Consider the following 24,989-nt stretch of genomic DNA (forward strand, 5'->3'; position numbering starts at 1 on the left):
CGAAAAGGAAAACGCAATTATGAATTATACTGCAGGGCAGCGCAAAATCATCTTTGCAGCTCTCGCCGTGCTGCCGCTTTTTACCGCCCTCATCTGTCTCGGATTCGGGCGCTATGCGCTCGGCGTTTTCGATACGGTGCGCATCCTCTTTTCCGGCGTGACGAAGGCGGAGATAACTGCGGTTGAACGCTCCGTCATCTTCAGCGTCCGCTTGCCGCGCATCATTTTGGCGGCTTTTGTCGGAGCGGGTTTAAGCTGCGCGGGTGCCGCGTTTCAGGGTTTATTTACGAATCCGCTCGCGACGCCCGACACGCTCGGAGTGGCAAGCGGCGCATCCTTCGGTGCGGTATCGGCACTTCTTTTTCGAAGCAATTTGATCGTCGTGCAGCTTTCAGCTCTTGTATTCGGACTCGTCGCCTGCGCCGTCACGTATTCGGTGGGACGATTCCGCGGACGCAGTTCGGTCGTCATGATCGTGCTTTCGGGCATGGTCGTCTCGGCACTCTTCCAAGCCTTTGTGTCGCTCGTCAAATACGCCGCCGATCCGCAGGATATTTTGCCGTCGATCACGTATTGGCTTATGGGCAGTATGTCGGGCGCAAGCTATAAAACGCTTTTGCTCGGTCTTCCGTTTATCGTTACGGGAACGCTCATCATCTTTTTGCTGCGCTGGCGGCTCAATATTTTATCGCTGAACGAAGACGAAGCGCGTTCGATGGGAATGAATATCCGCGTGATGCGCCTGCTCGTCATCGTCGCCTCATCTCTTATCACCGCGTCCGCCGTGTCGATGTGCGGTTCGATCGGCTGGGTTGGCTTGCTCGTTCCGCACATGGCGCGTATGCTCATGGGCAGCAACAATCGCACCGTAATTCCCATAAGCATCAGTTTGGGTTCGGTCTTCGTTATCGTTATCGATACATTTGCAAGAAGCATGAGTGCGGCCGAAATCCCGATTTCGATTTTGACGGCGGTTATCGGCGCGCCGTTTTTTATCGCGCTATTACGAAAAACGGGAGGTTCGTGGACATGACTTTTTCCGTACGGGGCGGCTCGTTCGCCTACGGTACCGAGCGCGTGCTCGATCGCATTTCGTTTTCCGTCGAAAGCGGAGAAGTGTTGTGCATACTCGGTCCGAACGGTGTCGGTAAAACGACGCTGCTCAAATGCATGATGGGATTATTAAAATGGGATGAGGGCGAAACCCTTATCGACGGGAGAGCGCTTGAAAGCTGGAGACAAAAAGATCTGTGGCGGCGCATCGCATACGTTCCGCAGGCGAAAGGTGTCGCGTTCGGTTTTACCGCCTTCGACATGGTGCTGCTCGGCAGAAGCGCTCACCTCGGCACTTTCGAACAGCCGGATGAAAAAGACAAACGCATTGCCCTTCGCGCAATGGAAGACACGGGTATCGCATCTCTCCGCGATAAGCTCTGCACCGAAATGAGCGGAGGTGAACTGCAGATGGTACTTATCGCGCGCGCTCTTGCGGTAGAACCCGAAATGCTCGTATTCGACGAGCCTGAATCGAATTTGGATTTTAAAAATCAATTGATAATTTTAAATACGATTTACCGTCTTGCAAAAGAGCGGCATATTTCGGCTGTCGTGAACACGCACTATCCCGCTCATGCGATGAAGATCGCCGACAAAGCGCTCATTCTGAACAGGGACGGTGAAAGCACGAGCGGCGCGATCGAAAAAGTCATCACCGAAGATTCGATGAAAAAGACGTTCAGCGTGCAAGTACACATCAACGAGTTCGAATATCAAAACACAAAATACAAGGACGTCGTCCCGCTGTATTTAGTGTGAATTATGGAAAAACGCGTGCGCTTTCGCGCACTGCTAAAAACTTTTTCGAAAGTTGTAACTTTCCGCAAAAGTTTTTTTGGAGGAATTATGAAAAAGAATATTGTCCGTATCGGAACGCTTTTCGCGTGCCTGGCGCTTTCGACCTTCGCCATTTCCTGCTCGAAGTCGGGCGCTGCGAAAGAGGCGGCAACGCGCACCGTTATCGATCACGACGACGAAAGCGTCGTCATCCCCGCAAAGGTCAATCGCGCCGTCGTTGTCGGCGTGTGGCCGCTTCCGTCCGTCATCACGGTATTTTTGGGAAGTCCCGACCGCCTCGTCGGCATTCCGCCCGCATCGATAGGGGCTGCAAAAGCGGGACTGCTCGGAGAACTTTTCCCGTCGTATTTGAATATCGATTCGCACTTTCTTGCAAACGATACGCTGAACGTCGAAGAAGTGCTCGCGCTCAAACCCGACGTCGTCTTTACAACGGCGCACCGTTCGCAGCAAAAAGAGGAAATCAAAAAGGCGGGACTCGCCGCCGTCGCCGTCAGTGTCAACAAATGGAATTACAATATTCTCGATACCTACGACGGATGGATCGACGTACTCAGTCAGGTTTTTCCGGAAAACGATAAAAAAGACGCGGTGAGCGCATACAGCCGAAAAGTCTACGAAACGATTCAGTCCCGCGTTTCGTCCATCCCCGAAAACGACCGCAAAAAAGTGCTGTTTTTGTTTATGTGTAATGAAAAAACTATCGTGACGAGCGGCAAACGTTTTTTCGGACAGTTTTGGTGCGACGCCGTCGGTGCGAAAAACGTTGCGGAAGAAGTAGGCGCTGAAAACAGCAACGCCGTCATCAATATGGAACAGATATACAAGTGGAATCCCGATATCATTTTAATAACCAATTTTACCTCCCAGACGGCCGACGATCTGTATAACAACAGGACGGCGAATTATGATTGGTCGCCGATCAAAGCGGTACAAAACCGAACCGTATACAAAATGCCGCTCGGAACGTACCGCAGTTATACGCCGAGTGCGGACACGCCGGTAACGCTGTACTGGATCGCAAAAAAAGTGTACCCCGAACTCTTCGGCGATATCGACGTCGAAAAGGAAGTGAAGTCGTATTTTAAAGATATGTATAATATCGATTTGACCGACGAGCAGATAAACCGTATGTACAATCAGGATTCGAAGGGTGCGGCAGGAACGAGAGGCGCCTAAGGATCGATCATCCTGTGCACGGAAAGCGCCGATAATTGCAGTATGAGAGATATTTTTTCGACGCTTTCACTCGCTAAATCCGTGCTCACCGACGCGCGCGTCATAGGCACGGCGATCGCCGTATTTTTGGTGATGGACTTCGCAGTCTTTGTCGCAAATTATACGAAAAAGCCCAAGCGGAAAAAGAAGCGGCGAGTCGAAGCGGCACCGGTAAATCAAAACGCGGAAGCGGCTCCTGCTCCCGAATCGGGCGAGGCGGAAACCGAAACCGCATAATACCGGTTGCGGCGCGTAAAAATGCTGCAGCGTTTGCCGGATTGCGATCGCTTGAACGAAAGCGTACGTTGCCGGATTACAGCCGCGCCTCCGTTTCCCGATCGCCGCTGCCGTCGGCGTGGCGCGGCCAATTCAGTTTTTCGATATTACAATCTTTATGATTAAACAGATTTATAAGCTGCGCCTCTACATCGTCGGATATTTTTACATAGGTGATTAAATCTTTTTTTTGATTTTCGCTGTAAATGCGTATAAAATCGCCGTCGATTTTCAAAATCAACGATTCATATTCATTTGAATCTATTTGATCATACGAAAAATATGAATCCCAGTCAGCCTCGTCTATTAAATCTCTGCTGTATGAAGGAACACCGTATCCCGTACAACGATATACGGTGTCGGATATTTTTTCAATTTTATTGAACAAAAAAGAATTGTCGTTATGGAATCTCAGCCCCATATTGCTGATAACGACATAAAACCGATCTTCTTCTAAAGCCAATGCTATATATTCTTCAGTTTCTTCCTGTATATCGGGATTTTGATTTTCCAATGCATATTTGTAATCATATTTTTTTATTATTGACGGGTCTTTATTTTTTAATACTTCAAGAAAATATGAAGGCACATATTTTTTCGCTATGCCGATTTCCTCTGCTGAAATTATCGATTCAGGGAGAACTTCGTTACAATCTTTTATCTTGAGATTTTTTATTGGAATAAATCCTTCGTATATAGTACTGTCATACACAAGGGAAAGTAATTTGTTTTGATTATTTTTATCGGTTAATCGAATTCTGCACTTTTCGCAATCTAAATTCACTACCGTATCTTTTCTTATTATTTTTTTATTATCTAACGACAGCATTAAATCTTCATCTCGAAAAAATACGGCAACGTTTTTTTCGGCAACGTAATGAAAATTTTCAGCATATAAAAAAAGTTCAAAAATAAAAAAAATAAACAATAAAACTTTTTTCTTGAACATGATTCAGTTCTTTACTCGGTAGCGAGCGGGACGAAGGTTTAAATTGAGAGTCTGAAATAGCGCCGTTCAATTTAATTTCGAGTTTTCTTTCGAAAACTCGCGGATACACGTGTGCGCTTTCGCGCACTAAAGCGCTTATTTGAACTTTACAGCAGTCCCGTATGCGATAACTTCGGCGGCGTTTTGCATAATCGCGGCAGACGAATAGCGAATGTTTACAACGGCATCGGCGCCCATCTGTTCGGCTTCCTGTACCATACGCTTTGTTGCAAGGGCACGCGCTTCGTTCATCATTTCCGTATAGCCTTTTAATTCGCCCCCGATTATCGTCTTTAAGCCCTGCAAAATGTCTTTGCCGATATTTTTGGACTGGATAGTGCTTCCTTTTACCAAACCGATCGTTTCCAAATCTTTGCCGGAAACGTAATCAGTATTTACCAAGATCATCTTCTTCTCCTCCTTTAATTTCTTTTATACGCTGGACAAGCAGCCATATAAAAGCTGCCGAAAGTGCGGCGGGAACAATGATTCCGATGAGTTTAAATATGAGCGGCGTAGCGAATTTTACAAAAAATACGCCGAATGCGGCATAATATGCTACAGTCAAAAAAACGATTACTATGGGTGCAATCATTTTTTTTGTATGCGGATGCATAACTTACGATAACACATCGTATACAACTTTACAAGAGGTTGTTTCACAAATCGATTACTTTTTCGAGCTGCTCCCGATAACAAGACTCACAGCACGAGTTCGCCGTTTTGCAAAATCGTCCGCTTCGAGCCGTCTTCGTAAGTTATTTCTATCGTCGGCTCACGTACAACGCCGTCGAGATGAATCAAAGCCGGCGCATCGTTGTCGTAATTTTCTCCGATCGCAAAGTGACAGGTGCGGAACGCTTTTTCATCTTCGAGCATATTCCCCGTGATGACGGCGGCCGGATTTAAGCCGATGCCGAGCTCTCCGATATTGCGTGCATTTCTGCGGTACACGCTTCCTTGTCCTTCGGGCAGCTTTCCTTCCTTTTCCATCGCGAGCGATTTCGCTTCCGCATCGGCGATCGTTTTTTTCAGACGCGCGGCTTCGTCTCCGCCGTCTATGTCGGTCACAAAACCGTCGGAAACCTGCACAACGATCGGTGTTTCAAGGAGCGCGTCCCCGTCACCGAACGACATAGAACCGTCGAATACGATTTTCCCGTTCGTGCCGGATGCGGTCTGCACGCTTTTTTCTTCAGCCCGCTCGCCGGCCTCTTGTGCGCCCTTCCCTTCCGCTCCGCCCTGCTCGCCGGCGGTTCCCGCATCTTCGGCATCGCCCTGAGCGCCGATCTTTTGCTTGATTTTATCGAGGATGTTTCCCTCGTCCTGCACGCCTCCCGTACCGACGACGGGGCTGATAAACACTTCTCCCGCGGGGATGTTTCCGCCCGTACCCGCTTTCGAAAAATCTCCGTCATCTTCCATCGCTTTTCGCCCCGCAACCGGAACGACGACATCCGTTCCGCCGGGAGAAGTAACGTGAACGGAGACAGCTTTTTCATACGCTTTTTTCAACGCCGCACAGCGAGAGGCGAGCTCTTTGTAATCGATCTGCACCGCGCGCTCGTACATCTCCTGCGTGATGCCCGGCATCCACACGGCGCGCATCGATTTTTTCCCGCTCAGCAAAAAGTCGAAGATGTGCATGAATTTCGTACCCGTTTTGTCGACATAGGGATGCGCCGATGCCTCGGGATCTTTTCCGAGCTTTGAAGAAGACACGGAAAAACACAAGTCGGGATTCGTCGCGATAGAGGCGAGCACTTCAGGAGATGCGTTATCGAAGGATTTTTTTGCGCTTTGAAATACAAGCACCGGCTCGCCGCCTGCTTTTTTTACCGACTCGAATAAATCCTGTGCAATCACATTCGTTTCGGGATTTGCAACGATGAGCACTCGCTCGCTTTTTTTTACGCGGCACACATCGCGTACGATGATCTCCGCCGGCAGTACGTCTTTCATATTCAATTTCCTCTGTAAATATATCGTGTCCGTCACATATCCGTTTTCGGATCCTGAGCGAACAGCGAAGTGATTTCTTTAGCGTAGATTTCGCCGATTCTGAAACGCATGATTTCCTGCTTTGCCGAAAGTTCGACGCCGACTTCAAAGGGCTTTGTGATAAGAACGAATTTATTGATCCGCTCGAACATCTTAAATCCGTTTTTCGAATTGATAAGCCCGTTGATTTCTCCCGCGTACAGCGTTTGAACGTATTCGGATGCGAGCAGATTTTCGTACGTATCGTATTGGATGCCGTTTTCCGCGGCGTAGCCTTTTACTTCGTCCTCATCGACCAGAATAAGCGCGCCGAGGTAACGTTCGTCCTGCCCTACGACGACGGCCGCTTTGATAAAGCGCGATTCCTGCAGTTTTTGTTCGATCGGAAGCGGTTCGATATTTTCGCCGCCGCGGAGCACGATCGTATCTTTCATGCGGCCTTTTAAAACGATTTCGTCGTGAATGGAAAGAATACCGATATCGCCCGTATCGAACCAGCCGTCGACGGTCATCACTTTTGCCGTCAAATCGGGACGCTTGTAGTAGCCTTTCATCACCGTACCGCCTTTCACCTGTACGATGCCCTGTTTGCAGCGTCCGAGCACGTAGCCGTCCTGATCGACGATGCGCACTTTAACGCCGCGTATCGGAGAGCCGACGTTGCCGAATACGGGATCGGCTATCGGCCGCACGGAGATGACGGGCGCGGTTTCCGTTAAGCCGTAGCCTTCGACGATCTTTACGCCGATCGACCAAAAGAATTCGTCGATATTGCGCGGATAGGCGCCGCCGCCCGAAACGCCCGCGCGGAAGTTTTTTCCGAGCATCGATTTGATTTTTCGAAACACGAGCACATCCCCGAGTAATTTGGGCGGATAGAGCAAAAGCCACGGGATGACGAGGAGGGCCCACAGAGCACCGATATAGTCCGGTCCGAAGCGCACGTTTTTTCGAAAGAGGAGCCTGTCGATGCGTGAATGCAAAATCGCGACGCCGACAAAAAATCGGAACAGCATATAAACGAAGCCGCCCGTTTTGCGCATCTTACGGTTGATGCCGTCATAGATCGCTTCGTATACGCGCGGAACGGCGGGCATAAGATGAGGATTGACCTTTTGAAAATCGGCGAGAAGGATGCTTCCGACCGGCTTCGAATAGCAGAGAGCCGCTCCTTGGATCATGATGACGTATTCGCACAGGCGCTGGAACACGTGCCACACCGGAAGCACGCACAACGCGCGGTCGCCCGGATTCAAATAGATGCGTTCCTGCAGTTCGTCGAGCTGAGTCAAAAAATTGCCGTGCGAAAGTTCGACACCCTTGGGCATACCCGTCGTACCCGACGTAAAGATGATGCACGCCGTATCGTTCCACTCTCCCTTTTCGAGTTCGGCTTCGATCTCCGCCCTGTGTTCGATATTGTATTTTTTCCCTTCGTTCAATAAATTATTAAAAAACAATAAATCGATTTTCGCTTTTTTTACGTCGGCTTTTATGTCGTCTGCGACGTCTTCAAAAGAAATGAGCGTTTTCAGATGCGGCAGTTCGCTCTTTACGGAAACGATTTTTTTAATCTGCGCGGCGTTTTCCGCAATGACGACAGCGCATTCCGTAAACGACAAAATCTGCTGCAAGTCGATAAGCGTCGCATCGCAGCCGCGCGGAACGTCTACGGCACCGAGCGCCATGATCCCCATGTCGGCCTGTTCCCATTCTTTGCGGTTGTCGGAGATGAGACCGATCGCTTCGCCGCGCACGACGCCGAGCTGCTTTAAGGCGGCGGCAAAATCGAGAGATGTTTCATACAGTTCCCGGTACGATACCGGCTCGAATACGCCTTCGGCGTTTTTCGAATATTGCGCCGCGATTTCGGGAAAGTCGGCGGCGGTTTTTTTCAGCATTTTCGGGAGCGTTTGTTCCATAATGGGAAGTATAACGGTAAAAAACGAAATGCGTCAATCTGAACGGTGAGCATCTGAACGGCGCGCAACGGACGCTGCGCACTTGCCGACAATCATACAACCGTACGGAGAATCGATCCGTGAACGGTAGTGCATAGAAAACGCCTCTACGTTCCCAAGTGCGGAAGCAGTTCTTCGTAATAAAATCGATCGTCTATTTTTTTGCCGTCGGCGGTGTGACCGAGTTTCCGATCGGCGCGGATTTTTTCACCGTGGAAGTCGCTTCCTGCCGTGGCAAACATGCCGTGCTCGCGTGCAAGCGATTCGAGGCGTTTGCAGTCATGCCCGCTCGCCCCAGGATGATAGGCTTCAAGCCCTTCGACGCCGCGGCCGTGTATGTCCTCCAAAATCGTATCGAGATGCCCCCACGACACGTAGAGCGACAGCGGATGCGCGATGACCGGCACTCCTCCCGAATCGACGATCGCCTCTATCGCTTCGTCGAGATTTACGCCTGAACGCTCGGCATAAAAAGGCTTACCTTTTCCGAGATATTTTTCAAACGCTTCCCGATTATCCTTTACGATTTTTTTGTACTTGAGGTATTCTGCAAAGTGCGGTCTGCCTATGGAACTGTCGGGGAAAAGCGAACAAAGCTCATCGTACGACGCATCGATGTCCGCTTCACGCATTTCAGCGATTATCCGAAGATTCCGTTCGGTACGCTTTTTTTGCAAAAAATCGACCAGCTCTCTCAAGGACGGCGAAATATGCGTAAAACCGAGTCCGAGCAAGTGAAATTCGCCGGTCGGCCATTCCACGAAAATCTCGATACCCCGTATAAAGGTAATATGCCGCTTTTCGGCTTCGGCGGCAGCTTCCGAAAGCCCTGTTATCGTATCGTGATCCGTCAGCGCAAGGACGGAAATACCGCTTTCACAAGCCTTTTCGACAAGCTCGGCAGGGCGGTATTGACCGTCGGATGCGTTGGAGTGAATATGTAAATCAATCATCCTAAAGAGCATAGCATAAATAGACGATTTATGATATAATAGTGTAATGTACCAGGGGATCTTGTATGCCTAAAGCGATGCAATATACAAAAGGATCGATCGTTTACTTTGAAGGGGATAAAGACGAGCGAATTTTTATCCTGCAAAAAGGTATTCTCGTCCTTACGACGACAGATGTGGAAACTCATCAGCCTGTTACCGAGCAGGTAAAAAACGGCGAGTTTTTCGGTGTCAAATCCGCACTCGGTCGTTTCCCTCGAGAAGAGACGGCAACCGCGCTTACCGACTGCGTTACGATCGCCCTGACTATTCAAGAATTCGAACAGATATTCAGCAGCAACAAACAGATCATCATGAAAATGCTGCGCGTCTTTTCGAACCAGCTGCGCCTCATACACAAAAAAACCGAAGCGATTCTTAACAATGTTCCGGAAGACCAGCAGACAGGTATGATCGCGGTCGCAAAAAGTTTTTACAACGACGAAGAGTATCTTTCGTGCTGCGATATCTGCGTCAAATTTTTATCGCTCTATCCGAACACCGCAAAAAAAGACGAAGTCGCAAAATTATACGCCGATGCGAAACTGCGCAACACGAAGATAAAAGAAAAAACAAAAAGTACCGATGCACCCGAAGAAGACGAAGAAGCTTCCGGCGCTCTGAAACAGTTTGCACTTCCCGCTTTCAAGCGTTTTGCAAAGCAGTATAAACCGGGCAACGTCATCATCAGCGAGTTCGAACCGGGCAACAGTTTTTACCTCATTCAGTCGGGGCGCGTGCAGCTCGTCAAATGCGTAAACGGCGCAAAGAAAAATCTCGATATCATGAAGCCCGGAGAATTTTTCGGAGAAATGGCCATCCTCGACAATTCCCCGCGTTCGGCAACCTGCGTCGCGATCGGCAACGTCGAATGTCTCGAATTCAACAAAGAAAATTTCGAACTGCTCATCATGGGCAATCCCCAAATCGCGATCATCTTATTAAAACTTTTTTGCAAGCGCATCTACGACCAACGGCGCCGCCTGCGCACGCTCGCGATCAAAGACGTGCAGGCCCGTATCGCAGACGTATTCCTCATGTTCGACGAAATGAATCCTTCGGCAAACGCGAACGACCGGCAGCGGAAGTTCAACGTATCGGCAGGAGATGTGGCGCACTGGGCGGGACTGTCACCGGAAGCGACGCGCGATGAAATTAATAAATTTGTTGAAAAGCGAAAAATCGAAGTGTACGACAGCTACATCATCGTAGACAATATCGCCGATATGAAGCGCATCGTCGATACGCGAAGCGGTCTTTCGGAACAAAAATAATTAATAAATTGAAAAAGGGGCTGTCCTTTCTTTTTGGACAGCCCCTTGCGTTTACGCCATAGTGCAAACCGGTCTCATCACACCGCCCGAAGCGCGCGGTCGACATCGGCGACGATATCTTCGACGTTTTCAAGTCCGCAGCTGAATCTCACCAAGCCGCCGTCGATTCCCGCCGCCGCAAGCTGTTCGTCTGTGAGCTGCCGGTGCGTCGAAGAGGCGGGATGGAGCACGCAGGTACGGATATCGGCGACGTGAACTTCATCGGTTGCAAGCGAAAGAGAATCCATAAAGCGCACTGCAGCCGCTCGCCCGCCTTTGATGCTGAGCGCAATGACGCCGCTCGTCCCCTCGGGCAAATATTTTTTTGCAAGCGCATGATTTGCGTCTCCCGCGAGCGCGGGGTACGTCACCGATGCGATCTTATCGCTTTTTTTGAAATACTCGGCAAGCGCGAGCGCATTTTTACAATACTGTTTCATCCGCAGCGGCAGCGTTTCAAGCCCCAAATTCAACAAAAACGCCGAATGCGCCGACGGATAACAACCGAAATCGCGCATGAGCTGCGTCCGCGCTTTGACGATATACGCCGCTTTTCCGAATTCTTTCGTATAGGTGAGACCGTGATAACTCGGATCGGGTTCGCAAAAATCCGCAAAAAAACCGCTCGCTTTGTACACCGCTTCCCAATCGAAATTGCCGCCGTCTACAATGACGCCGCCGCACTGAACTGCATGGCCGTCCATATATTTTGTCGTCGAATGAACGACGATGTCCGCTCCCCATTCGAAGGGGCGGCAAAGTATCGGCGTCGCAAAAGTATTGTCGATGATGAGCGGTACGTTCCGCGCATGAGCTGCCTTCGCCCAGGTTTCGAAATCGAATACCGCAAGCGAAGGATTTGCGAGCGTTTCTCCGAACACCGCTTTCGTATTCGGTTTGAACGCTTTGATAATCGTATCGTAATCGGCAGCGGCGGGAACTTGGATGCATTCGATGCCGAGCTTTTTGAGCGTAAAGCAAAAGAGATTTGTCGAGCCGCCGTAAATCGCCGAACTTGCGATAAAGCTGTCGCCGGCCGAGCACAGGTTCAGAATCGAAAGGAGGGAAGCCGCCTGTCCGCTCGACGTCAGCATAGCCCCGACGCCGCCTTCAAGATCCGCGATCTTTTTTTCAACGGCATCGCAGGTCGGATTCGCCATCCGGGAATATATATATTCCGTCGGCTTGTCGAAGAGAGCGGCGATGTGATCGCACGAATCGAATTTATACGTCGTACTCTGTACGATCGGCATAACGCAGGGCTCGCCGTTTTTCGGCTCATAACCCGAATGCAGACATTTCGTTTCGATATTCATAATTTGCTCCTATGATTATTGTCAATATAAAAATACTGCGCGCGCCGCACGCGATCAAATCGATTGCATACCGACGGCAGCACACGCATTTTAAAAATACAAGCGCACTCCGCCGGAAACGATAGCGCCGAACTCCGTCGGATATTCGCTTGTATCCGCAACGTGATAGTCGCGCTTTTCGTTTACGGGTGTCGGTCGGTCGATTACGGTAAAATAACTGTAGACGAATCCGACGTCGCCGTATATCGTAAGCGGCACTTTAAATTTGCGAAGCGAATATTCCCCGCCGATTTTTACGATGTGAAACCACTGGTACGCGCCGTCGTGCAAAAAATATTTGCGCATACTCTCGCGCTCATCGGGATCGAGCTCCGAATACTGAGAGCTACCGCGTACCGCCTGATTCCCGTATTCCGCACCGTGTCTGATAAATTGATATTCTATATGCGCTTTAAGCGTGGCGAGCGGAGATGCTTCGACGCGGACATTCAGTTCGTCCGAATTCGGCGGAAGATAATAGCCGATGTTTTCGCCTGCGGTCATATAGGCTTCCGAAATATAGTGCGAATACCACGGCGTGTAGTTGATACCGTGGTGCGTGTAGCAATAGGGTTCGATCTTCGTGTATCGGCATGCGACCGTCATAAACGGCAGCAGCGGCACATTCGCTTTTACGCCGACCTGCGTCGCGTACATATCGCGCGTCGCGTGGATAAAATCGCCGAGCAAACCGGTCGAACGGCTCAAACCGTTGAATTCGTCGAGGAAGAGCGACGCCCACACTTTACCGATTTTCGGATACGTAAACGAAATATTTCCGAACAGCGCGATATTGTCCAAGTCGCCGATATTGTTTTGATAAAAAACTTTATCCATGAGCGGATACAGATAGCCCAGTTCGATGCGCTTCGGCCAGATGACCGTCGTGCCGAAGTCTGCGTGCACGTATTTGAAATTGCATTCGATCATCGCGATCGAATACGCGTTTTGAAAAATCGATTCGGTATCATACTTCGTATAATGCGTCGTACTCTTGTAGATATCGCCGACGATATAATCGCTGTTCGGAAATTCGAGGATGCCGGTAAGCGTAGAAAGCGAAAACCATTTGAACGGTGAAAGTTCGGCTTCAAAAGCGAGAAAGGGGTGCGCGTAATTGCTGAACACGAGGCTTGAGCCTTTGTCCATCGCCGCCCATTCACGGTAGATGCGCCCGAAGCGCAGGAAGATTTTATCGTCGAGAAAAGCCGCCGCCATTTCCGAATTGATTCCGAAACCGAGCGCACCGTCGTCGCACCAGCCTTCAAGACCGTTTGCCGATAAGTCGGCGACCTTATACATGGAGCCGTCCCACGTTTTGTGATGCGAAAACGGGAAAAACGCTTTATTCGTATAGGTTTTGATGTACCTTTCGCCGCTGCCGTCTTCGGTTTCCGTATACCACCACTTTCCGATACTGTACGTTCCCTGATTTTGCAGCACGGCGCGCGATATATTTCCGAACAAACTGAAATCGTAGGAAAGATGTTCTCCGAAATCGCCGCGGAGCGAAACGGTCGGATGAATCGTAAAGCCCCACTGATCGTCGTTTTTATCGGTATAGATGCCGCCGGAAACAAAGACGTCCGCTTTAAACGTGACATCGACCGTAGTGCGAATCTTTCCCTTTCCTTCATAATAATATGCGCCGCGCATATTGTCCCTGCCGGGCTTCCGCTTAAACGATTCGAGCGTATCGTAGAGGATTTCTTTTTCCGTTTTCGTCAGGAGCGGAGAATCGGCTGCGTCGGAAAAAGCGATGATTTCATTGATCGCGCTTATAATCGTTTTTTCCGAATAGGGCTTTACTTTCGAAAGCGGACGGCAGAGGCCGCGCAGTTCCGCCTGTGCGATAATCGCATAGATCGGATGCTCAACGGGAACAGCCGCATAGGTCTGCGCGAAGATCATCGACCCCGAAGCTGCAAACAGTACGGCACAAACAGCAATACATAACAATCGCTTCATAAAAACCCCTGATATTGTCTATACAACAAAGCCCTATAAAACTCAATCGCCGGTCTCACCGATGATAATTTCATCGATTTTTTTTACCATACCGCCGATGCCGTCCGAAACGAGGGCGGCGATAAGCGGACGCGCTATGATGACCTGGGATGCTCCGTAAAACAGTGCGGTCTGTATATCATGACGCGTTCTGACGCCTCCGTCAACCCAAAGTGAACCGCAGTATTTTTTCAGCTCCGCCCCGTACGCAGCCAAAAATTCCGCAGTGCTTCCTTCGCGCGTATCGATACGGCCGCCGTGATTCGAAATAAACGCGATATCGGGCTTTACGGCTTTTACGAGCTCGATATCTTCTTTACAAAAAATTCCTTTTATCGCGTACGGCACGCCGACTCTCTTTCTGATTTCCGCGATCTGCTCAGGCGTTTTCTTTTCCAAATGCACGAGATCCCGCATCGTTGCGATATTGTACGAATCGATATCGTTTCCGATAATGTCCGCGACATCTTCGGCTGCCGCAATGCGCTCAAAAAGTTTTTCGTTCGGATAAGGTTTTAAAAATACGGCCGCTTTCAACTCCGGTTCGATTTTTTGCAATTTCCGCACCGCATCGAGCCCGTAGTGCAGCTTATAATCGGGGTACCCGTCCCCGACGCACACGGCGATCCCCGCATTTCTCGCTCCGGAAAAATACGGCAGATAAAAATATTCTTCTTTTTCAAAGCCGATATTCTGCACGGCACCGGTAACCGGTCCCGCGCGCACGGCGGAAGCGTCGACCGGTGTCGATAAAATCGCGCCGAGCGTTCCGTCCGCCGCCGCCTGTCGGCGGAGTTTTTTCCAACCTTCGAAATTAAGTTTGAAATTTTTATTATTATTAACGCCGCCCATACCGGGCATCTGTCCGATGCAGCCCCTTCCGTCACACACGGCGCACACGGCACATTTGAATTCAAATCGATTTGCCACAATACCCACCTGTTCCGGCATTATATACAAAACGACCGAAGTTTTCCACTAAAACGGAGCGAAAAATCTGCCGATACTTTAGAACGAATAACGATACGCTGCGATCTTTCACTGCCGCGCCGTATCGCAAAAGTGAAGGAGGCTGCCTTTTGCTGCGGCTTCCCGCACACGGTTTACGGGAGTATCGATGGAACGTTTGAATAAGCCGAAATATGCTGCCGGTATGCTTTTGCTGCTGCTTGCAGCTTTTTTTTCCGTTTCGCTCATGCTGCAACCTTTCGATTTTATCGCATATGATGCAGGTTTCGGCACCGTTTTGTTTTTGCTCGGCGCCATGCTCTTTTCGGTATACGGATTTTCAAGCGTACTCGTTCCCGTTTTTTTATTTTGTGCGGCGATGGCGTGCTTTTCGGGAAAATGGACAAGGCGTAAAACGATGCGGCTTTTGACAGCAGTCGTTCCGTTTTTTACCGCCGTGATTACCGAAAATATCTGCAAATCGATCGCGGAGTTCAGTTCCGATTTTACCAGCATAAAGATCGGCGTCACGATTGCGCTCGGTGCCGTGCTCATCGTCATAGAATGGCTCGGGGCGGGCATCATTGCGGATAAAATCGAGGACGCGGCAAGGAGCGCCGGTTTCAAAAAAATCCCGCAAAAGAAAATACCGTCGGAAAGGGATATCGACGAGCTCGATGATTTCCACGATGTAAACGATACCGGCACGGCAAAGGGTGCGGCAGGCGGCGAAGTTGTCGCAAGGGAAGCCGCAGCAAGCGAAACTCTTCATGCAAACGAAACGGCCCGCGAAGACGACGCGTATACGGCAGGCCGAGAGATCAATAAACTCGCCGAAGAGACCGCCGGCGCAGACAATACCGCCCGAACAAACGACGGACACGAGCGCATGAGCGAGGATCTCGCCTCTCCGTTTGAAAGCATCTTCGATGAAGATAAACAAAACGACGATGCGGCATCGGTCATTTCGGAAGCGGAATTCACCGCGCTCACCGCACGAGACGAGGCGCCGCTCGACGACATCGAAGAGATCGCATGGTCGGATACGTTTCCGGGAAACGATTCCGGCGCTCGGCAAGCGGATGATGGAGACGACGCATTTTCAGAAACGGGCGACGTACCCTTTTGGGAAAGAGAAAATGCAGAGCGTACAAAAAAAATCGACGCGCCGACGGACTTGAAAGCAACGGAGATCCCGCCGACAGAAGATGCCGAAGAAATGAGTGAAAACCGTTCCGATGATTTTCTCGATGCGGAAACGAAAGCGACGGACATTGCGCCGACAGATGTTGAAGATGTGCCGGAAGAAATGGAGGAGTCGGAAAACCGCTTGGATGATTTTTCCGATTCCGAAGCGAAAAACCTTTCCGACGATTTTTCCGATTCGGAAACGGCATTGCATTCCGCATACGATTCCGCACAGACGGAAGAAAGCGGCGCTTCCCTCGATCCCGATTTTTTCGACATCGATATGAATGCGGAAAGCGACGAAGAGACTGACAATGCCCTCGAACGGGAAATGCCCCGTAATCTTGCAGGCAGCGTGTTCAGCGATATGGATGAAGACGTGCGCAAAAACGTATCGCATTTTAACGATGCGCTTACCGTCGATACTCCGGTTATTCAAGACGCGGTCGTCGTGTCGGCGGTAGAACCGAAAAATACAAAAGAAGAGCTCGAAGACTTTTTCAGGGGCGACGACGGAGCAGAAAAGTCGGATCCGCCGAAGCCGGAACCGGTAAAAAAGCCGAAGCCGAAAGGACCGTATAAAGTTCCTGCGGATTTATTAACCGAATATAAAAACGATCAATATTGGATCATCGACGACGAAACGAAAGCTGCGTCCTCAGAGCTCAAAGAAACGCTCAACGAATTCAATATCGAAGCTGATATCATCGGCATAAAAAAAGGACCGGTCGTCACGATGTTCGAATTGCTTCCGGCGCCGGGCGTTAAGCTGAGCAAGATCGCGGCCTTACAGGACAACATCGCGCTGCGCCTTGCGGCAAGCAGCGTCCGCATCGTAGCTCCTATTCCGGGGAAAAAAGCGGTCGGCATCGAAATACCGAACAAAGAGCGCAGCATCGTCAGCTTTCGCGAAATCGTCGAAAAGGATATGAGCGAATACAAAAAGATGGCGGTGCCCGTCATCCTCGGAAAAGACATTCTCGGAAAACCGCAGATCATCGACCTCGTAAAAACGCCGCACCTTTTGATCGCGGGAGCTACGGGTTCCGGAAAATCGGTGTGCGTCAACAGCATGATCCTCTCGATTTTATACAAGCGGTCGCCGCAGGAAGTAAAGCTCATATTAATCGATCCGAAAATCGTCGAACTGAAACTTTACAACGACATTCCGCACTTGCTCGTTCCTGTCATCACCGAATCGAAAAAAGCCTTTCAAGCGCTGCAGTGGGCACTGTGCGAAATGGAGCGGCGCTACGCGCTTTTGGACGGTATGGGCTGCCGCGACGTGGCGAGCTACAATAAAAAGATCGAGGAAAAACACATCGCAACGGAAAAGATTCCGTACATCGTGCTGATCATCGACGAGTTTGCGGACTTGATGGCGACGACGGGCAAAGAACTCGAATCGACGGTCGCCCGGCTTGCGGCGATGAGCCGCGCGATCGGCATCCACTTGGTGCTCGCGACGCAGCGCCCTTCGATCGACGTCATCACCGGATTGATAAAGGCGAACATCCCTGCGCGCATCGCATTTATGGTCGCGTCGAAAATGGACAGTCGCATCATCATCGATCAAGTCGGAGCGGAAAAATTATTGGGCAGAGGCGATATGCTTTATTCGAGCGCCGTCAACCCGTTTCCCGTGCGCATTCAAGGCACTTTCGTAAGCGATCAGGAAGTCGAAGATGTCGTGGAACATGTAAAAAAATACGGAGAACCGGAATACATCGATGAAGAAATTTTTGTGCCGGATGACGAAGAAGGCGCGGAACCGAGTTTATTCGACGGCGAAGACCCCCTGTACAACCAGGCGCTTGACATCGTCGTACAGTCGGGAAAAGCGTCAGCGTCGTACATACAGCGCAGGCTTAAAATCGGCTACAACCGCGCGGCGCGTCTCGTCGAAGAGATGGAAGCGCGGGGTATCGTCGGTCCTGCCAACGGCAGCAAACCGCGTGAAATCATTCACGTACCGTAAAGGCGGCATCTCAGTTGCCCGCAACAGCACGCAAAATCTGCAAAAGCCCCGCTGCCGGAAAATACACACGGCAGCCGTTGCAGCGAAAAACGCTCACGGTGAGCCGCTTTCCCGCGTTTTTATTTTTTTGTGATGACGACGGAATTGTCCGCGTTGGAATACGGCGCGGGGATGTATTTGTCCGCCTGCCAGTCGTTTTCCCAGCGTTGCCCGTCGATGAGATAGCGGAATTGATATTCCCTGTCCGTGTCGAGATCCAATTTGACGGAAAAGGATCCGTCTTTATTTTTTTTCAACGGCGTTTCGGTGCTGCTCCAGCTGTTAAAATCGCCCGCGATATTTATCGTCTTTGCCGCGCCCGCCGCATCGGGGAGTACGGTGAACGTGACCGTACATTTTTTTCCGTCTTTTGAAAATGATTTTTTTAATGCCATGGAAACACCTCCACATTATACTTTTTATAAGGTCCGCCGTACAGCTGTTGTCAATCCGCTTCAAATAGTATACTATACTTTCATTAATAAGTAAACAAATATTTCGGAGCTCTGCGATGAATAATAAACGATACCTCTTTACGTCCGAGTCGGTAGGCGAAGGACATCCCGATAAAATTTGCGACCGCATTTCCGATGCCGTACTCGACGCCTGCCTCGCCAAAGATGCGGAAAGCCATGTCGCATGCGAAACTTTTGCGACAACGGGTATGGTACTCGTCGGCGGTGAAATTACAACAGAAGCATCGCTCGACATCGAACGGATCGCGCGCGATGCGGTAGAAAAAATCGGCTATACCGATGCCGCCTACGGTCTCGACTGCAACTCTATGGCCGTTCTCAACGTCATCCACAAACAATCACCCGACATCAATCAAGGCGTCGTTGGCAAAGGCCTCAAAGAATACTCGGGTCAGCAGGGAGCGGGCGACCAGGGGATGATGTTCGGATTCGCATGCAGCGAAACGCCCGAACTTATGCCGGCTCCCGTCACGTACGCGCATAAACTGCTTTTAAAAGCGACCGAACTCCGCAAAGACAAGACGATCTCCTGGCTGCGCCCCGACGCGAAAAGCCAAGTGACGATCGAATACGAAGGACACGTTCCCCTGCGGATCGATACCGTCGTCGTCTCTCATCAGCACGATCCTTCGGTCGAATACGGCGAAATCAAAGAGACGATAATCGAGCGGATTGTAAAACCCGTGCTCGAGCCGACGGGCTTGCTCGACAAAGATACGAAATATTTTATCAATCCGACGGGGCGTTTCGTCACCGGCGGCCCCCAGGGGGATTCGGGATTGACCGGACGTAAAATCATCGTAGACACCTACGGCGGTATGGGTCGCCACGGCGGCGGTGCGTTCAGCGGTAAAGATCCGTCGAAAGTCGACCGGTCGGCAGCTTATATGGCGCGCTATATCGCAAAAAATATCGTCGCCGCAGGTCTCGCCGACAGAGCCGAAATCGAACTCGCGTATGCGATCGGCGTTCCCTTTCCCGTGTCGATTATGGTCGATACTTTCGGTACGGAAAAAACACCGGTCGAAAAAATTACGAAAGCCGTAAAAGAAATCTTCGACTGTACTCCTGCGGGTATCGTTAAAACGCTCGATCTCAAACGCCCGATCTACGAAGCGACGACGGCCTACGGGCATTTCGGACGCAGCGAATTCAGCTGGGAAAAAACCGATAAAACCCATGCGCTGAAGCGCGCCGCGACATAATCCCATGACACTGCTGACAGAGCGGGAGATATGCACGGTATTCGACCGTTTTAAAAAGCAAAACCCCGATCCTAAATCGGAACTCCGATGGAAAAACGCGTATACGCTGCTTTTGTCGGTCGTGCTTTCCGCTCAGGCGACCGACAAAAGCGTCAACGCCGCAACCGAAGCGCTCTACAAAATCGCCGACACGCCCGAAAAAATCATCGCCCTCGGACAAAAAAAACTCGAAACTTACATTAAGTCGATCGGTCTCTACCATACGAAGGCGGCGCACATCATCGCGCTCAGTAAAATCCTCATCAACGATTTCAACGGAAAAGTGCCTTCGACACGCGAAGAGCTTATGAAGCTTCCCGGCGTCGGCAGAAAGACGGCGAACGTCGTACTCAATGTCGTCTTCGACAAACCGACGATGCCCGTCGATACGCACTTGCTGCGCATCTGTCCGAAAATCGGACTCGCCGAAGGCGCAACTCCGCTTGCCGTCGAAGAAAGCCTCGTTTCCCGCATTCCCAAGCGATATATGCGTCACGCGCACCACTGGCTCATCCTGCACGGACGCTACGTGTGCACCGCGCGAAATCCGAAATGCGATACCTGTCTCATAAACGACATCTGCAAACACAATGACGCTTCAAAAAATTAACGAAAATTAATAATCGGCAAGAGGTTGAAAATGGATGAATCGACAAGCGCCGTAACGATCGGCGTACAGCAGGCACAGGAACAGATTTCCAAACACAAGGAAACGCTCTTTGCATGGGTAAAATCGTTTTTTACGTGGACGAATCTCTTTCGCGCTGCGGGAGCGCTCTTCGTCATCGGCATCATTTGGTTTTTGTATAAGCTCGCCTTCCATGCGCTCAATCGCGTAAGCGAACAAAAGATAAACAAACAAAACAATCTCGCCCTGCATAAATTATTAAAATACGTTTTTTACTCGGTGCTCGTCATGTATATACTCAGCTGCTTCGGTATCAAACTTACCGCTCTGCTCGGAGCTGCCGGTATTGCGGGGCTTGCCGTCGGTTTTGCGGCGCAGACGACCGTCAGCAACGTTATCAGCGGACTCTTCGTCATAACAGAAGGTGTTGTCAAAGTCGGCGACCGCATCGTCGTCAGCGGAGTTACCGGAGACGTCGATTCGATCGATTTGCTTTCGACGAAAGTGCACACGCTCGACAATCAGCTGGTGCGCATTCCGAATTCGTCGATCATCAATACGACCTTTCAAAACAATTCGTACTACGCGACGCGGCGCATAACGTTTGCGTTCGGTCTAAAATACGGCACCGATATCCGCTATGCGCTCGACGTGCTTTTAAAAGCGCCCGAACTGTGCGAAACGGTTATCAAAAAGCCTGCGCCCGCCGTATGGGTGGACGGGTTCGGCGACAGCAATATAAATATGATCGTCGCAGTGTGGTGTAAGAGTTCGGATTTTCTCAAAACGAAAAACGATATGTTCGTCGCGCTGATGCGCGTTATGAACGAAAACGGTCTCGTCATGTCGTATAACTGCGTCGAAATCGTACCGCATAACGATTCGATCCCTGTCCCGCCGCCTGTAAAAAAATCCGGCGCGCGGCGAAACTAGCGCTTTTTACGGCAAGCACGACATATCGAGCTTGTCGAAGCCTGAGAGCAGGGTTTTTGCGATCTTAATAATTTTTTCCGCATCGCCTTTGCGTCCTCCTTCGATGTTGAGCGGCATAACCGGATCGTGCAGGCTCAAGCGGAGAAGCATCCAACCCTGCGCGTCTTCTCCTTTAAACGAAACGCGGATCCCCTCGTAAGATTCCGGGAGCTCATAGCCTGCAGTTTCGGCGCGCTTTTTAAATTCGGCGAGTACGGTTTTGCCGTAGGTTTTAAAATCGTCCGTGCCGATTTTAAATCGGTATTCGCATTCTTCGACGAGCGGCGGAAGACGCGCGATGAGGCTGTCTATCGTTTTTCCTTCCGCTTTCGCTTTTGCGAGCGCGATGATGAGCTTTACCGCGAGAAAAGCGCCGTCGTCGAGATAGTAATTGTCTTTGAGCGCGCCGTGTCCCGACGTTTCCATCGCAAGCGGCGAAACGATGCCCTTTGCGTTGAGCTCTTTGCATTTGTTGATGACGTTTTTGTAGCCGCGCATATAGCGCAGATGGCGCAAGCCGAGCACCTTTTCCAAAAAATACGTAAGCCTGTCCGACGTTACCGAATCGGTGACGATCGTTCCGCCCGGATACGAAGGCACTAAAATCGCGGAAATCATCGCGATGATCGCATCGCGGTTCACTTCGGCTCCCGTGTGCAGAACTGCGGACATGCGGTCGACGTCGGTGTCGAAAATCAATCCCAAATCGGCGCCCGCTTCGACGGTTGCACTTCGGACGGCTTCCATTGCAGCTTTATTTTCAGGGTTCGGGATGTGGTTCGGAAACATGCCGTCCGCTTCCAAAAAGCGGCTGCCTGCAGTATCGGCTCCGAGCGGCTGTAAAATCGACGAAACGAAAAAGCCCGCGCATCCGTTTCCCGCATCGACTGCGATCCGTAAACCTGCAAGCGGTTTGTCGCTTTCGGATTTTGCAAGCTCCGCGCAGATAGTTTTCCGCAAGTGCGCGGCATACAGCGACAGCAGATCGAAAGAGGCAAGCGGTGAATCGGAAAAAGCTTCATCGAGAGGCGCCGCGCTTTTCAATATCGATTCGATATCGTCGTGTTCGAGGCCTCCGTCACGGTCGAAAAATTTTGCGCCGTTTCTGTTGTACGGAAGGTGGCTTGCCGTCATCATCACCGCGCCGTCGTATTTCGTTTCGGGAAATACGGTCGACATAAACATAGCAGGAGTCGTCGAAAGGCCGCAGTCGACCACGTGTGCGCCTTGAAAGGCCATGCCTTTTGCAAGGGCGGCCGAAAGAGACGGGCCTGAAATGCGTGAGTCGCGCCCGATCCCGATCGTGAGCGAGGAAAGGGGTTTATCGATTTTTTTTGAAAGCCACAGCGCAAACGCCTGCCCGATGCGGCTGCACGCCGCTTCCGTAAAGTTGACGCTTTCGCCTTCGACGCCGCTTACGGCTATGCCGCGGATATCGCTGCCGTTTTGCAATTTCATCATATCGTACTCTGTCATACGATCACTATACAATAAAATAAAAAATTATATAAGAGAATGTCCGTATTCGAAATCGTACCGTTGACAGCAAAACACAATATCACTACCATCATATGCAACAAAATCAACAAGCGACGGCGAATGGAATTCCTTCGCCGCGCAATCGTTTTTCAGAAGGAAAATACTATGAAACGAATCATCACCGTACAGGATATTTCATGCGTCGGAAAGTGCTCGCTCACCGTAGCGCTTCCCGTCATTTCCGCAATGGGAGTCGAAGCCGCCATCCTTCCGACGGCAGTGCTTTCGACGCACACCGCATTCAAAGGCTTTACGTTCCGCGATCTCACGGAAGACATCACGCCGATATGCGATCATTGGAAGAAGGAAAAAATATCGTTCGACGCGATCTACACCGGCTACCTCGGCTCTTTCGAACAGCTCGATTTGATGAAAAAGATGTTCGCCGACTTCGGCGGAAAAGACGTACTCGTCTTCGTCGATCCGTGTATGGCCGACAACGGAAAACTCTATCCGGGCTTTACGCAGGAGTTCGCGTTTGCGATGGCAAAGCTCGCAGGTCTCGCCGACGTCATCGCACCGAATATGACCGAAGCGTCGTTTATGCTCGGCGTTCCGTACAAAGCTGCGGGCTCATACGATGAAGCGTACATCAAAGACATACTCAAAAAACTTGCAGACCTCGGTGCAAAGCGCATCGTTTTGAAAGGCGTTGAGTTCGCTTCCGAACCCGGAAAGATCGGTATCATGTCCTACGATTCGAAGAGCGGCGCTTATACGAGTTACTTTCACGAAAAATGCGCGACGAGTTTTCACGGTACCGGAGACATCTTCGCAAGCGTCTGTGTCGGCGCTCTCATGCGCGGTCTTTCGCTCGAACAATCCTATGCGCTCGCTGCGGACTTCGTCGTCGAATCGATTAAAGCAACCGTTTCACACAAAGATTACAACTGGTACGGCGTCGATTTCGAAAGCGCTATCCCTTACCTCGTAAAGCGGCTCGGAGCGTAACCGATGCGTTTACTGTTTATCCGGCACGGCGACCCGAATTACGATTTGGACATTTTGACCGAAAAGGGAAAGCGCGAAGCCGCCCTGCTTGCAAGCCGCGTCGCAAAATGGCAGGTTACCGATTTTTTCGCCTCGCCCTTGGGACGCGCACAGGAGACGGCTCGAATCGCGATGAAGGACACCGGACGCAAAGCCGAAACCTGCGATTGGCTACAGGAATTTCATTATAAAGTGCGCGATCCCGAAACGGGCAAAAACAAAATCGCGTGGGACTGGCTTCCGTCTTTTTATACCGACCCCGCAAACAAAGCGCTCCTCGACGCCGACAAGTGGATGCATACTCCCGTTATGGAATCGGGCAATATCGCACAGCGCTTCGAAGAAGTGTGCGCAGGATTTGACGGCATCCTCGCACGCTACGGCTTCGTGCGCGAAGGCGGCATCTACCGGACTGACGGCACTCATTGTCAAAAAGGCGTATTCAACGATTCGATCGCACCCGTTAAACGATCCTACGATGACCGAACGCTCGTCTTTTTTTGCCACTTGGGCGTCATGTTCGCGATCATCGGTCACCTCGTAAAAATATCGCCCGTGCAGTTGTGGCAGGGCTTTTACGTCGCGCCGACATCGGTGACCGTCCTCGCATCCGAAGAGCGTGTTCCCGGCACCGCATTTTTCCGCGTACAGACTTTCGGCGACACGAATCACTTGCACGACGGAAATGAAGCGCCTTCGGCGGCAGGATATTTTACCGACGTGTTTTCCGATTAATAAACACGATCACAATTCGCTTCAGGACAACCGCACCGGAAAATATACTCGCTGAAAAATAGCGTGTAATATAAAAAACCGGCTGCACTCCCGGCAGCAGCCCTGCCGTTCACCGCGGCTGACCGTAATCGGAATCGGACTGCGCAATCTCTTTTCACAAAGAGATTGCTTGCCATCGGTCAGAGTGGCTCGGCGTCAGTGCCGCTGCCTTGCGTTCCGCCTTTTTTATATAATTATACGCTTGCTTTTCCATATACATTTCCGGTGCGGTTGCTCTGACATTCGAT

General features: G+C 50.7%; 22 protein-coding genes. 11 read left to right on the forward strand and 11 right to left on the reverse strand.

Annotated elements, in window-relative coordinates; genetic code table 11:
* Nucleotides 1–19: 19 nt before the first annotated feature.
* The 4 genes from H9I36_RS10260 to H9I36_RS10275 all read left to right on the forward strand — a co-directional run bounded on the left by H9I36_RS10260 (nucleotide 20) and on the right by H9I36_RS10275 (nucleotide 3,309).
* Entirely contained in the window at nucleotides 20–1,033 is a 1,014-nt protein-coding gene (locus tag H9I36_RS10260) for a FecCD family ABC transporter permease (protein WP_187385263.1), read from the forward strand.
* Entirely contained in the window at nucleotides 1,030–1,815 is a 786-nt protein-coding gene (locus H9I36_RS10265) for an ABC transporter ATP-binding protein (RefSeq protein ID WP_187385264.1), read from the forward strand. The genes H9I36_RS10260 and H9I36_RS10265 overlap by 4 nt, the downstream gene beginning before the upstream one ends.
* 87 nt (nucleotides 1,816–1,902) lie before the next feature.
* Nucleotides 1,903–3,033: an ABC transporter substrate-binding protein gene (locus tag H9I36_RS10270; protein WP_187385265.1), complete on the forward strand. Its 1,131-nt coding sequence runs from the start codon at nucleotides 1,903–1,905 to the stop codon at nucleotides 3,031–3,033.
* 42 nt (nucleotides 3,034–3,075) lie between these two features.
* On the forward strand, nucleotides 3,076–3,309 hold the full coding sequence (locus tag H9I36_RS10275; protein ID WP_187385266.1) for a hypothetical protein: 234 nt from the start codon (nucleotides 3,076–3,078) through the stop codon (nucleotides 3,307–3,309).
* Between the two features lie 76 nt (nucleotides 3,310–3,385).
* Here the strand turns inward: H9I36_RS10275 and H9I36_RS10280 are convergent, their stop codons facing one another.
* The 6 genes from H9I36_RS10280 to H9I36_RS10305 form a co-directional block, all read right to left on the reverse strand.
* Nucleotides 3,386–4,297, reverse strand: coding sequence for a hypothetical protein (locus H9I36_RS10280; protein ID WP_187385267.1), 912 nt, complete (start codon nucleotides 4,295–4,297; stop codon nucleotides 3,386–3,388).
* A 135-nt stretch (nucleotides 4,298–4,432) separates the two neighbouring features.
* A complete protein-coding gene (locus H9I36_RS10285) occupies nucleotides 4,433–4,744 on the reverse strand; it encodes a YbjQ family protein (RefSeq protein ID WP_187385268.1) in 312 nt (103 codons plus the stop codon).
* Nucleotides 4,725–4,931 carry a hypothetical protein gene (locus H9I36_RS10290; RefSeq protein ID WP_255422727.1) on the reverse strand — a complete coding sequence of 69 codons (207 nt, stop codon included), beginning with the start codon at nucleotides 4,929–4,931 and terminating at the stop codon, nucleotides 4,725–4,727. The genes H9I36_RS10285 and H9I36_RS10290 overlap by 20 nt, the downstream gene beginning before the upstream one ends.
* Nucleotides 4,932–5,038: 107 nt before the next feature.
* The gene (locus H9I36_RS10295; RefSeq protein ID WP_187385270.1) at nucleotides 5,039–6,298 is read right to left on the reverse strand and encodes an aminopeptidase; all 1,260 of its coding nucleotides are present in this window, start codon (nucleotides 6,296–6,298) and stop codon (nucleotides 5,039–5,041) included.
* Nucleotides 6,299–6,330: 32 nt separating this feature from the next.
* Nucleotides 6,331–8,259, reverse strand: a complete 1,929-nt coding sequence (locus H9I36_RS10300; protein WP_187385271.1) for an AMP-dependent synthetase/ligase — start codon at nucleotides 8,257–8,259, stop codon at nucleotides 6,331–6,333.
* Nucleotides 8,260–8,405: 146 nt separating this feature from the next.
* A complete protein-coding gene (locus H9I36_RS10305; RefSeq protein WP_187385272.1) occupies nucleotides 8,406–9,251 on the reverse strand; it encodes a PHP domain-containing protein in 846 nt (281 codons plus the stop codon).
* Between the two features lie 65 nt (nucleotides 9,252–9,316).
* On the opposite strand from H9I36_RS10305, the gene H9I36_RS10310 reads away from it, so the two are divergent.
* Nucleotides 9,317–10,564 (forward strand): Crp/Fnr family transcriptional regulator, encoded by a 1,248-nt coding sequence (locus H9I36_RS10310; RefSeq protein WP_187385273.1) that lies wholly within the window; start codon nucleotides 9,317–9,319, stop codon nucleotides 10,562–10,564.
* A gap of 77 nt (nucleotides 10,565–10,641) precedes the next feature.
* Here H9I36_RS10310 and H9I36_RS10315 read toward each other — a convergent pair whose 3' ends face one another.
* From H9I36_RS10315 to H9I36_RS10325, 3 genes are all read right to left on the reverse strand, one after another.
* Nucleotides 10,642–11,919 carry an O-acetylhomoserine aminocarboxypropyltransferase/cysteine synthase family protein gene (locus H9I36_RS10315; protein WP_187385274.1) on the reverse strand — a complete coding sequence of 426 codons (1,278 nt, stop codon included), beginning with the start codon at nucleotides 11,917–11,919 and terminating at the stop codon, nucleotides 10,642–10,644.
* Nucleotides 11,920–12,009: 90 nt separating this feature from the next.
* Nucleotides 12,010–13,926 (reverse strand): hypothetical protein, encoded by a 1,917-nt coding sequence (locus H9I36_RS10320; RefSeq protein WP_187385275.1) that lies wholly within the window; start codon nucleotides 13,924–13,926, stop codon nucleotides 12,010–12,012.
* Nucleotides 13,927–13,968: 42 nt separating this feature from the next.
* Nucleotides 13,969–14,895, reverse strand: coding sequence for an alpha-hydroxy-acid oxidizing protein (locus H9I36_RS10325; RefSeq protein WP_370586968.1), 927 nt, complete (start codon nucleotides 14,893–14,895; stop codon nucleotides 13,969–13,971).
* A gap of 187 nt (nucleotides 14,896–15,082) precedes the next feature.
* On the opposite strand from H9I36_RS10325, the gene H9I36_RS10330 reads away from it, so the two are divergent.
* Nucleotides 15,083–18,079 carry a DNA translocase FtsK gene (locus H9I36_RS10330; protein ID WP_187385277.1) on the forward strand — a complete coding sequence of 999 codons (2,997 nt, stop codon included), beginning with the start codon at nucleotides 15,083–15,085 and terminating at the stop codon, nucleotides 18,077–18,079.
* Between the two features lie 119 nt (nucleotides 18,080–18,198).
* Here the strand turns inward: H9I36_RS10330 and H9I36_RS10335 are convergent, their stop codons facing one another.
* Nucleotides 18,199–18,513 carry an isoamylase early set domain-containing protein gene (locus H9I36_RS10335; RefSeq protein WP_187385278.1) on the reverse strand — a complete coding sequence of 105 codons (315 nt, stop codon included), beginning with the start codon at nucleotides 18,511–18,513 and terminating at the stop codon, nucleotides 18,199–18,201.
* Between the two features lie 116 nt (nucleotides 18,514–18,629).
* Between H9I36_RS10335 and metK the strand changes: the two genes are divergently transcribed.
* Genes metK through H9I36_RS10350 form a run of 3 tightly spaced genes read left to right on the forward strand, consistent with a single transcriptional unit; the run spans nucleotide 18,630 to nucleotide 21,399 of the window.
* Entirely contained in the window at nucleotides 18,630–19,799 is a 1,170-nt protein-coding gene (gene metK, locus H9I36_RS10340) for a methionine adenosyltransferase (RefSeq protein WP_187385279.1), read from the forward strand.
* A gap of 4 nt (nucleotides 19,800–19,803) precedes the next feature.
* A complete protein-coding gene (gene nth / locus H9I36_RS10345) occupies nucleotides 19,804–20,448 on the forward strand; it encodes an endonuclease III (RefSeq protein ID WP_187385280.1) in 645 nt (214 codons plus the stop codon).
* Nucleotides 20,449–20,478: 30 nt separating this feature from the next.
* The gene (locus H9I36_RS10350) at nucleotides 20,479–21,399 is read left to right on the forward strand and encodes a mechanosensitive ion channel family protein (protein ID WP_187385281.1); all 921 of its coding nucleotides are present in this window, start codon (nucleotides 20,479–20,481) and stop codon (nucleotides 21,397–21,399) included.
* A gap of 6 nt (nucleotides 21,400–21,405) precedes the next feature.
* On the opposite strand, the gene H9I36_RS10355 is transcribed toward H9I36_RS10350, so the two are convergent.
* Complete coding sequence (locus H9I36_RS10355; protein WP_187385282.1) at nucleotides 21,406–22,914, reverse strand: phosphohexomutase domain-containing protein; 1,509 nt, start codon at nucleotides 22,912–22,914, stop codon at nucleotides 21,406–21,408.
* 168 nt (nucleotides 22,915–23,082) lie between these two features.
* Here H9I36_RS10355 and H9I36_RS10360 point away from each other — a divergent pair, with 168 nt between their 5' ends.
* Both H9I36_RS10360 and H9I36_RS10365 read left to right on the forward strand, forming a co-directional pair.
* On the forward strand, nucleotides 23,083–23,928 hold the full coding sequence (locus tag H9I36_RS10360) for a pyridoxamine kinase (protein WP_187385283.1): 846 nt from the start codon (nucleotides 23,083–23,085) through the stop codon (nucleotides 23,926–23,928).
* Between the two features lie 3 nt (nucleotides 23,929–23,931).
* Nucleotides 23,932–24,702 (forward strand): histidine phosphatase family protein, encoded by a 771-nt coding sequence (locus H9I36_RS10365; protein ID WP_187385284.1) that lies wholly within the window; start codon nucleotides 23,932–23,934, stop codon nucleotides 24,700–24,702.
* Nucleotides 24,703–24,989: the final 287 nt, after the last annotated feature.

This window comes from Treponema sp. Marseille-Q4130 (assembly GCF_014334325.1).
Taxonomy (GTDB): domain Bacteria; phylum Spirochaetota; class Spirochaetia; order Treponematales; family Treponemataceae; genus Treponema_D.

Bases quoted from the DNA above. Each gene is read 5' to 3' on its own strand.
- H9I36_RS10300 (WP_187385271.1), bottom strand. From the start codon at position 8,259: ATGGAACAAACGCTCCCGAAAATGCTGAAAAAAACCGCCGCCGACTTT.
- H9I36_RS10315 (WP_187385274.1), bottom strand. From the start codon at position 11,919: ATGAATATCGAAACGAAATGTCTGCATTCGGGTTATGAGCCGAAAAAC.
- H9I36_RS10275 (WP_187385266.1), top strand. From the start codon at position 3,076: ATGAGAGATATTTTTTCGACGCTTTCACTCGCTAAATCCGTGCTCACC.
- H9I36_RS10305 (WP_187385272.1), bottom strand. From the start codon at position 9,251: ATGATTGATTTACATATTCACTCCAACGCATCCGACGGTCAATACCGC.
- H9I36_RS10365 (WP_187385284.1), top strand. From the start codon at position 23,932: ATGCGTTTACTGTTTATCCGGCACGGCGACCCGAATTACGATTTGGAC.
- H9I36_RS10285 (WP_187385268.1), bottom strand. From the start codon at position 4,744: ATGATCTTGGTAAATACTGATTACGTTTCCGGCAAAGATTTGGAAACG.
- H9I36_RS10280 (WP_187385267.1), bottom strand. From the start codon at position 4,297: ATGTTCAAGAAAAAAGTTTTATTGTTTATTTTTTTTATTTTTGAACTT.
- nth (WP_187385280.1), top strand. From the start codon at position 19,804: ATGACACTGCTGACAGAGCGGGAGATATGCACGGTATTCGACCGTTTT.
- H9I36_RS10350 (WP_187385281.1), top strand. From the start codon at position 20,479: ATGGATGAATCGACAAGCGCCGTAACGATCGGCGTACAGCAGGCACAG.
- H9I36_RS10320 (WP_187385275.1), bottom strand. From the start codon at position 13,926: ATGAAGCGATTGTTATGTATTGCTGTTTGTGCCGTACTGTTTGCAGCT.
- H9I36_RS10335 (WP_187385278.1), bottom strand. From the start codon at position 18,513: ATGGCATTAAAAAAATCATTTTCAAAAGACGGAAAAAAATGTACGGTC.
- H9I36_RS10310 (WP_187385273.1), top strand. From the start codon at position 9,317: ATGCCTAAAGCGATGCAATATACAAAAGGATCGATCGTTTACTTTGAA.
- H9I36_RS10295 (WP_187385270.1), bottom strand. From the start codon at position 6,298: ATGAAAGACGTACTGCCGGCGGAGATCATCGTACGCGATGTGTGCCGC.
- H9I36_RS10330 (WP_187385277.1), top strand. From the start codon at position 15,083: ATGGAACGTTTGAATAAGCCGAAATATGCTGCCGGTATGCTTTTGCTG.
- H9I36_RS10290 (WP_255422727.1), bottom strand. From the start codon at position 4,931: ATGATTGCACCCATAGTAATCGTTTTTTTGACTGTAGCATATTATGCC.
- H9I36_RS10260 (WP_187385263.1), top strand. From the start codon at position 20: ATGAATTATACTGCAGGGCAGCGCAAAATCATCTTTGCAGCTCTCGCC.
- H9I36_RS10265 (WP_187385264.1), top strand. From the start codon at position 1,030: ATGACTTTTTCCGTACGGGGCGGCTCGTTCGCCTACGGTACCGAGCGC.
- H9I36_RS10355 (WP_187385282.1), bottom strand. From the start codon at position 22,914: ATGACAGAGTACGATATGATGAAATTGCAAAACGGCAGCGATATCCGC.
- H9I36_RS10360 (WP_187385283.1), top strand. From the start codon at position 23,083: ATGAAACGAATCATCACCGTACAGGATATTTCATGCGTCGGAAAGTGC.
- metK (WP_187385279.1), top strand. From the start codon at position 18,630: ATGAATAATAAACGATACCTCTTTACGTCCGAGTCGGTAGGCGAAGGA.
- H9I36_RS10270 (WP_187385265.1), top strand. From the start codon at position 1,903: ATGAAAAAGAATATTGTCCGTATCGGAACGCTTTTCGCGTGCCTGGCG.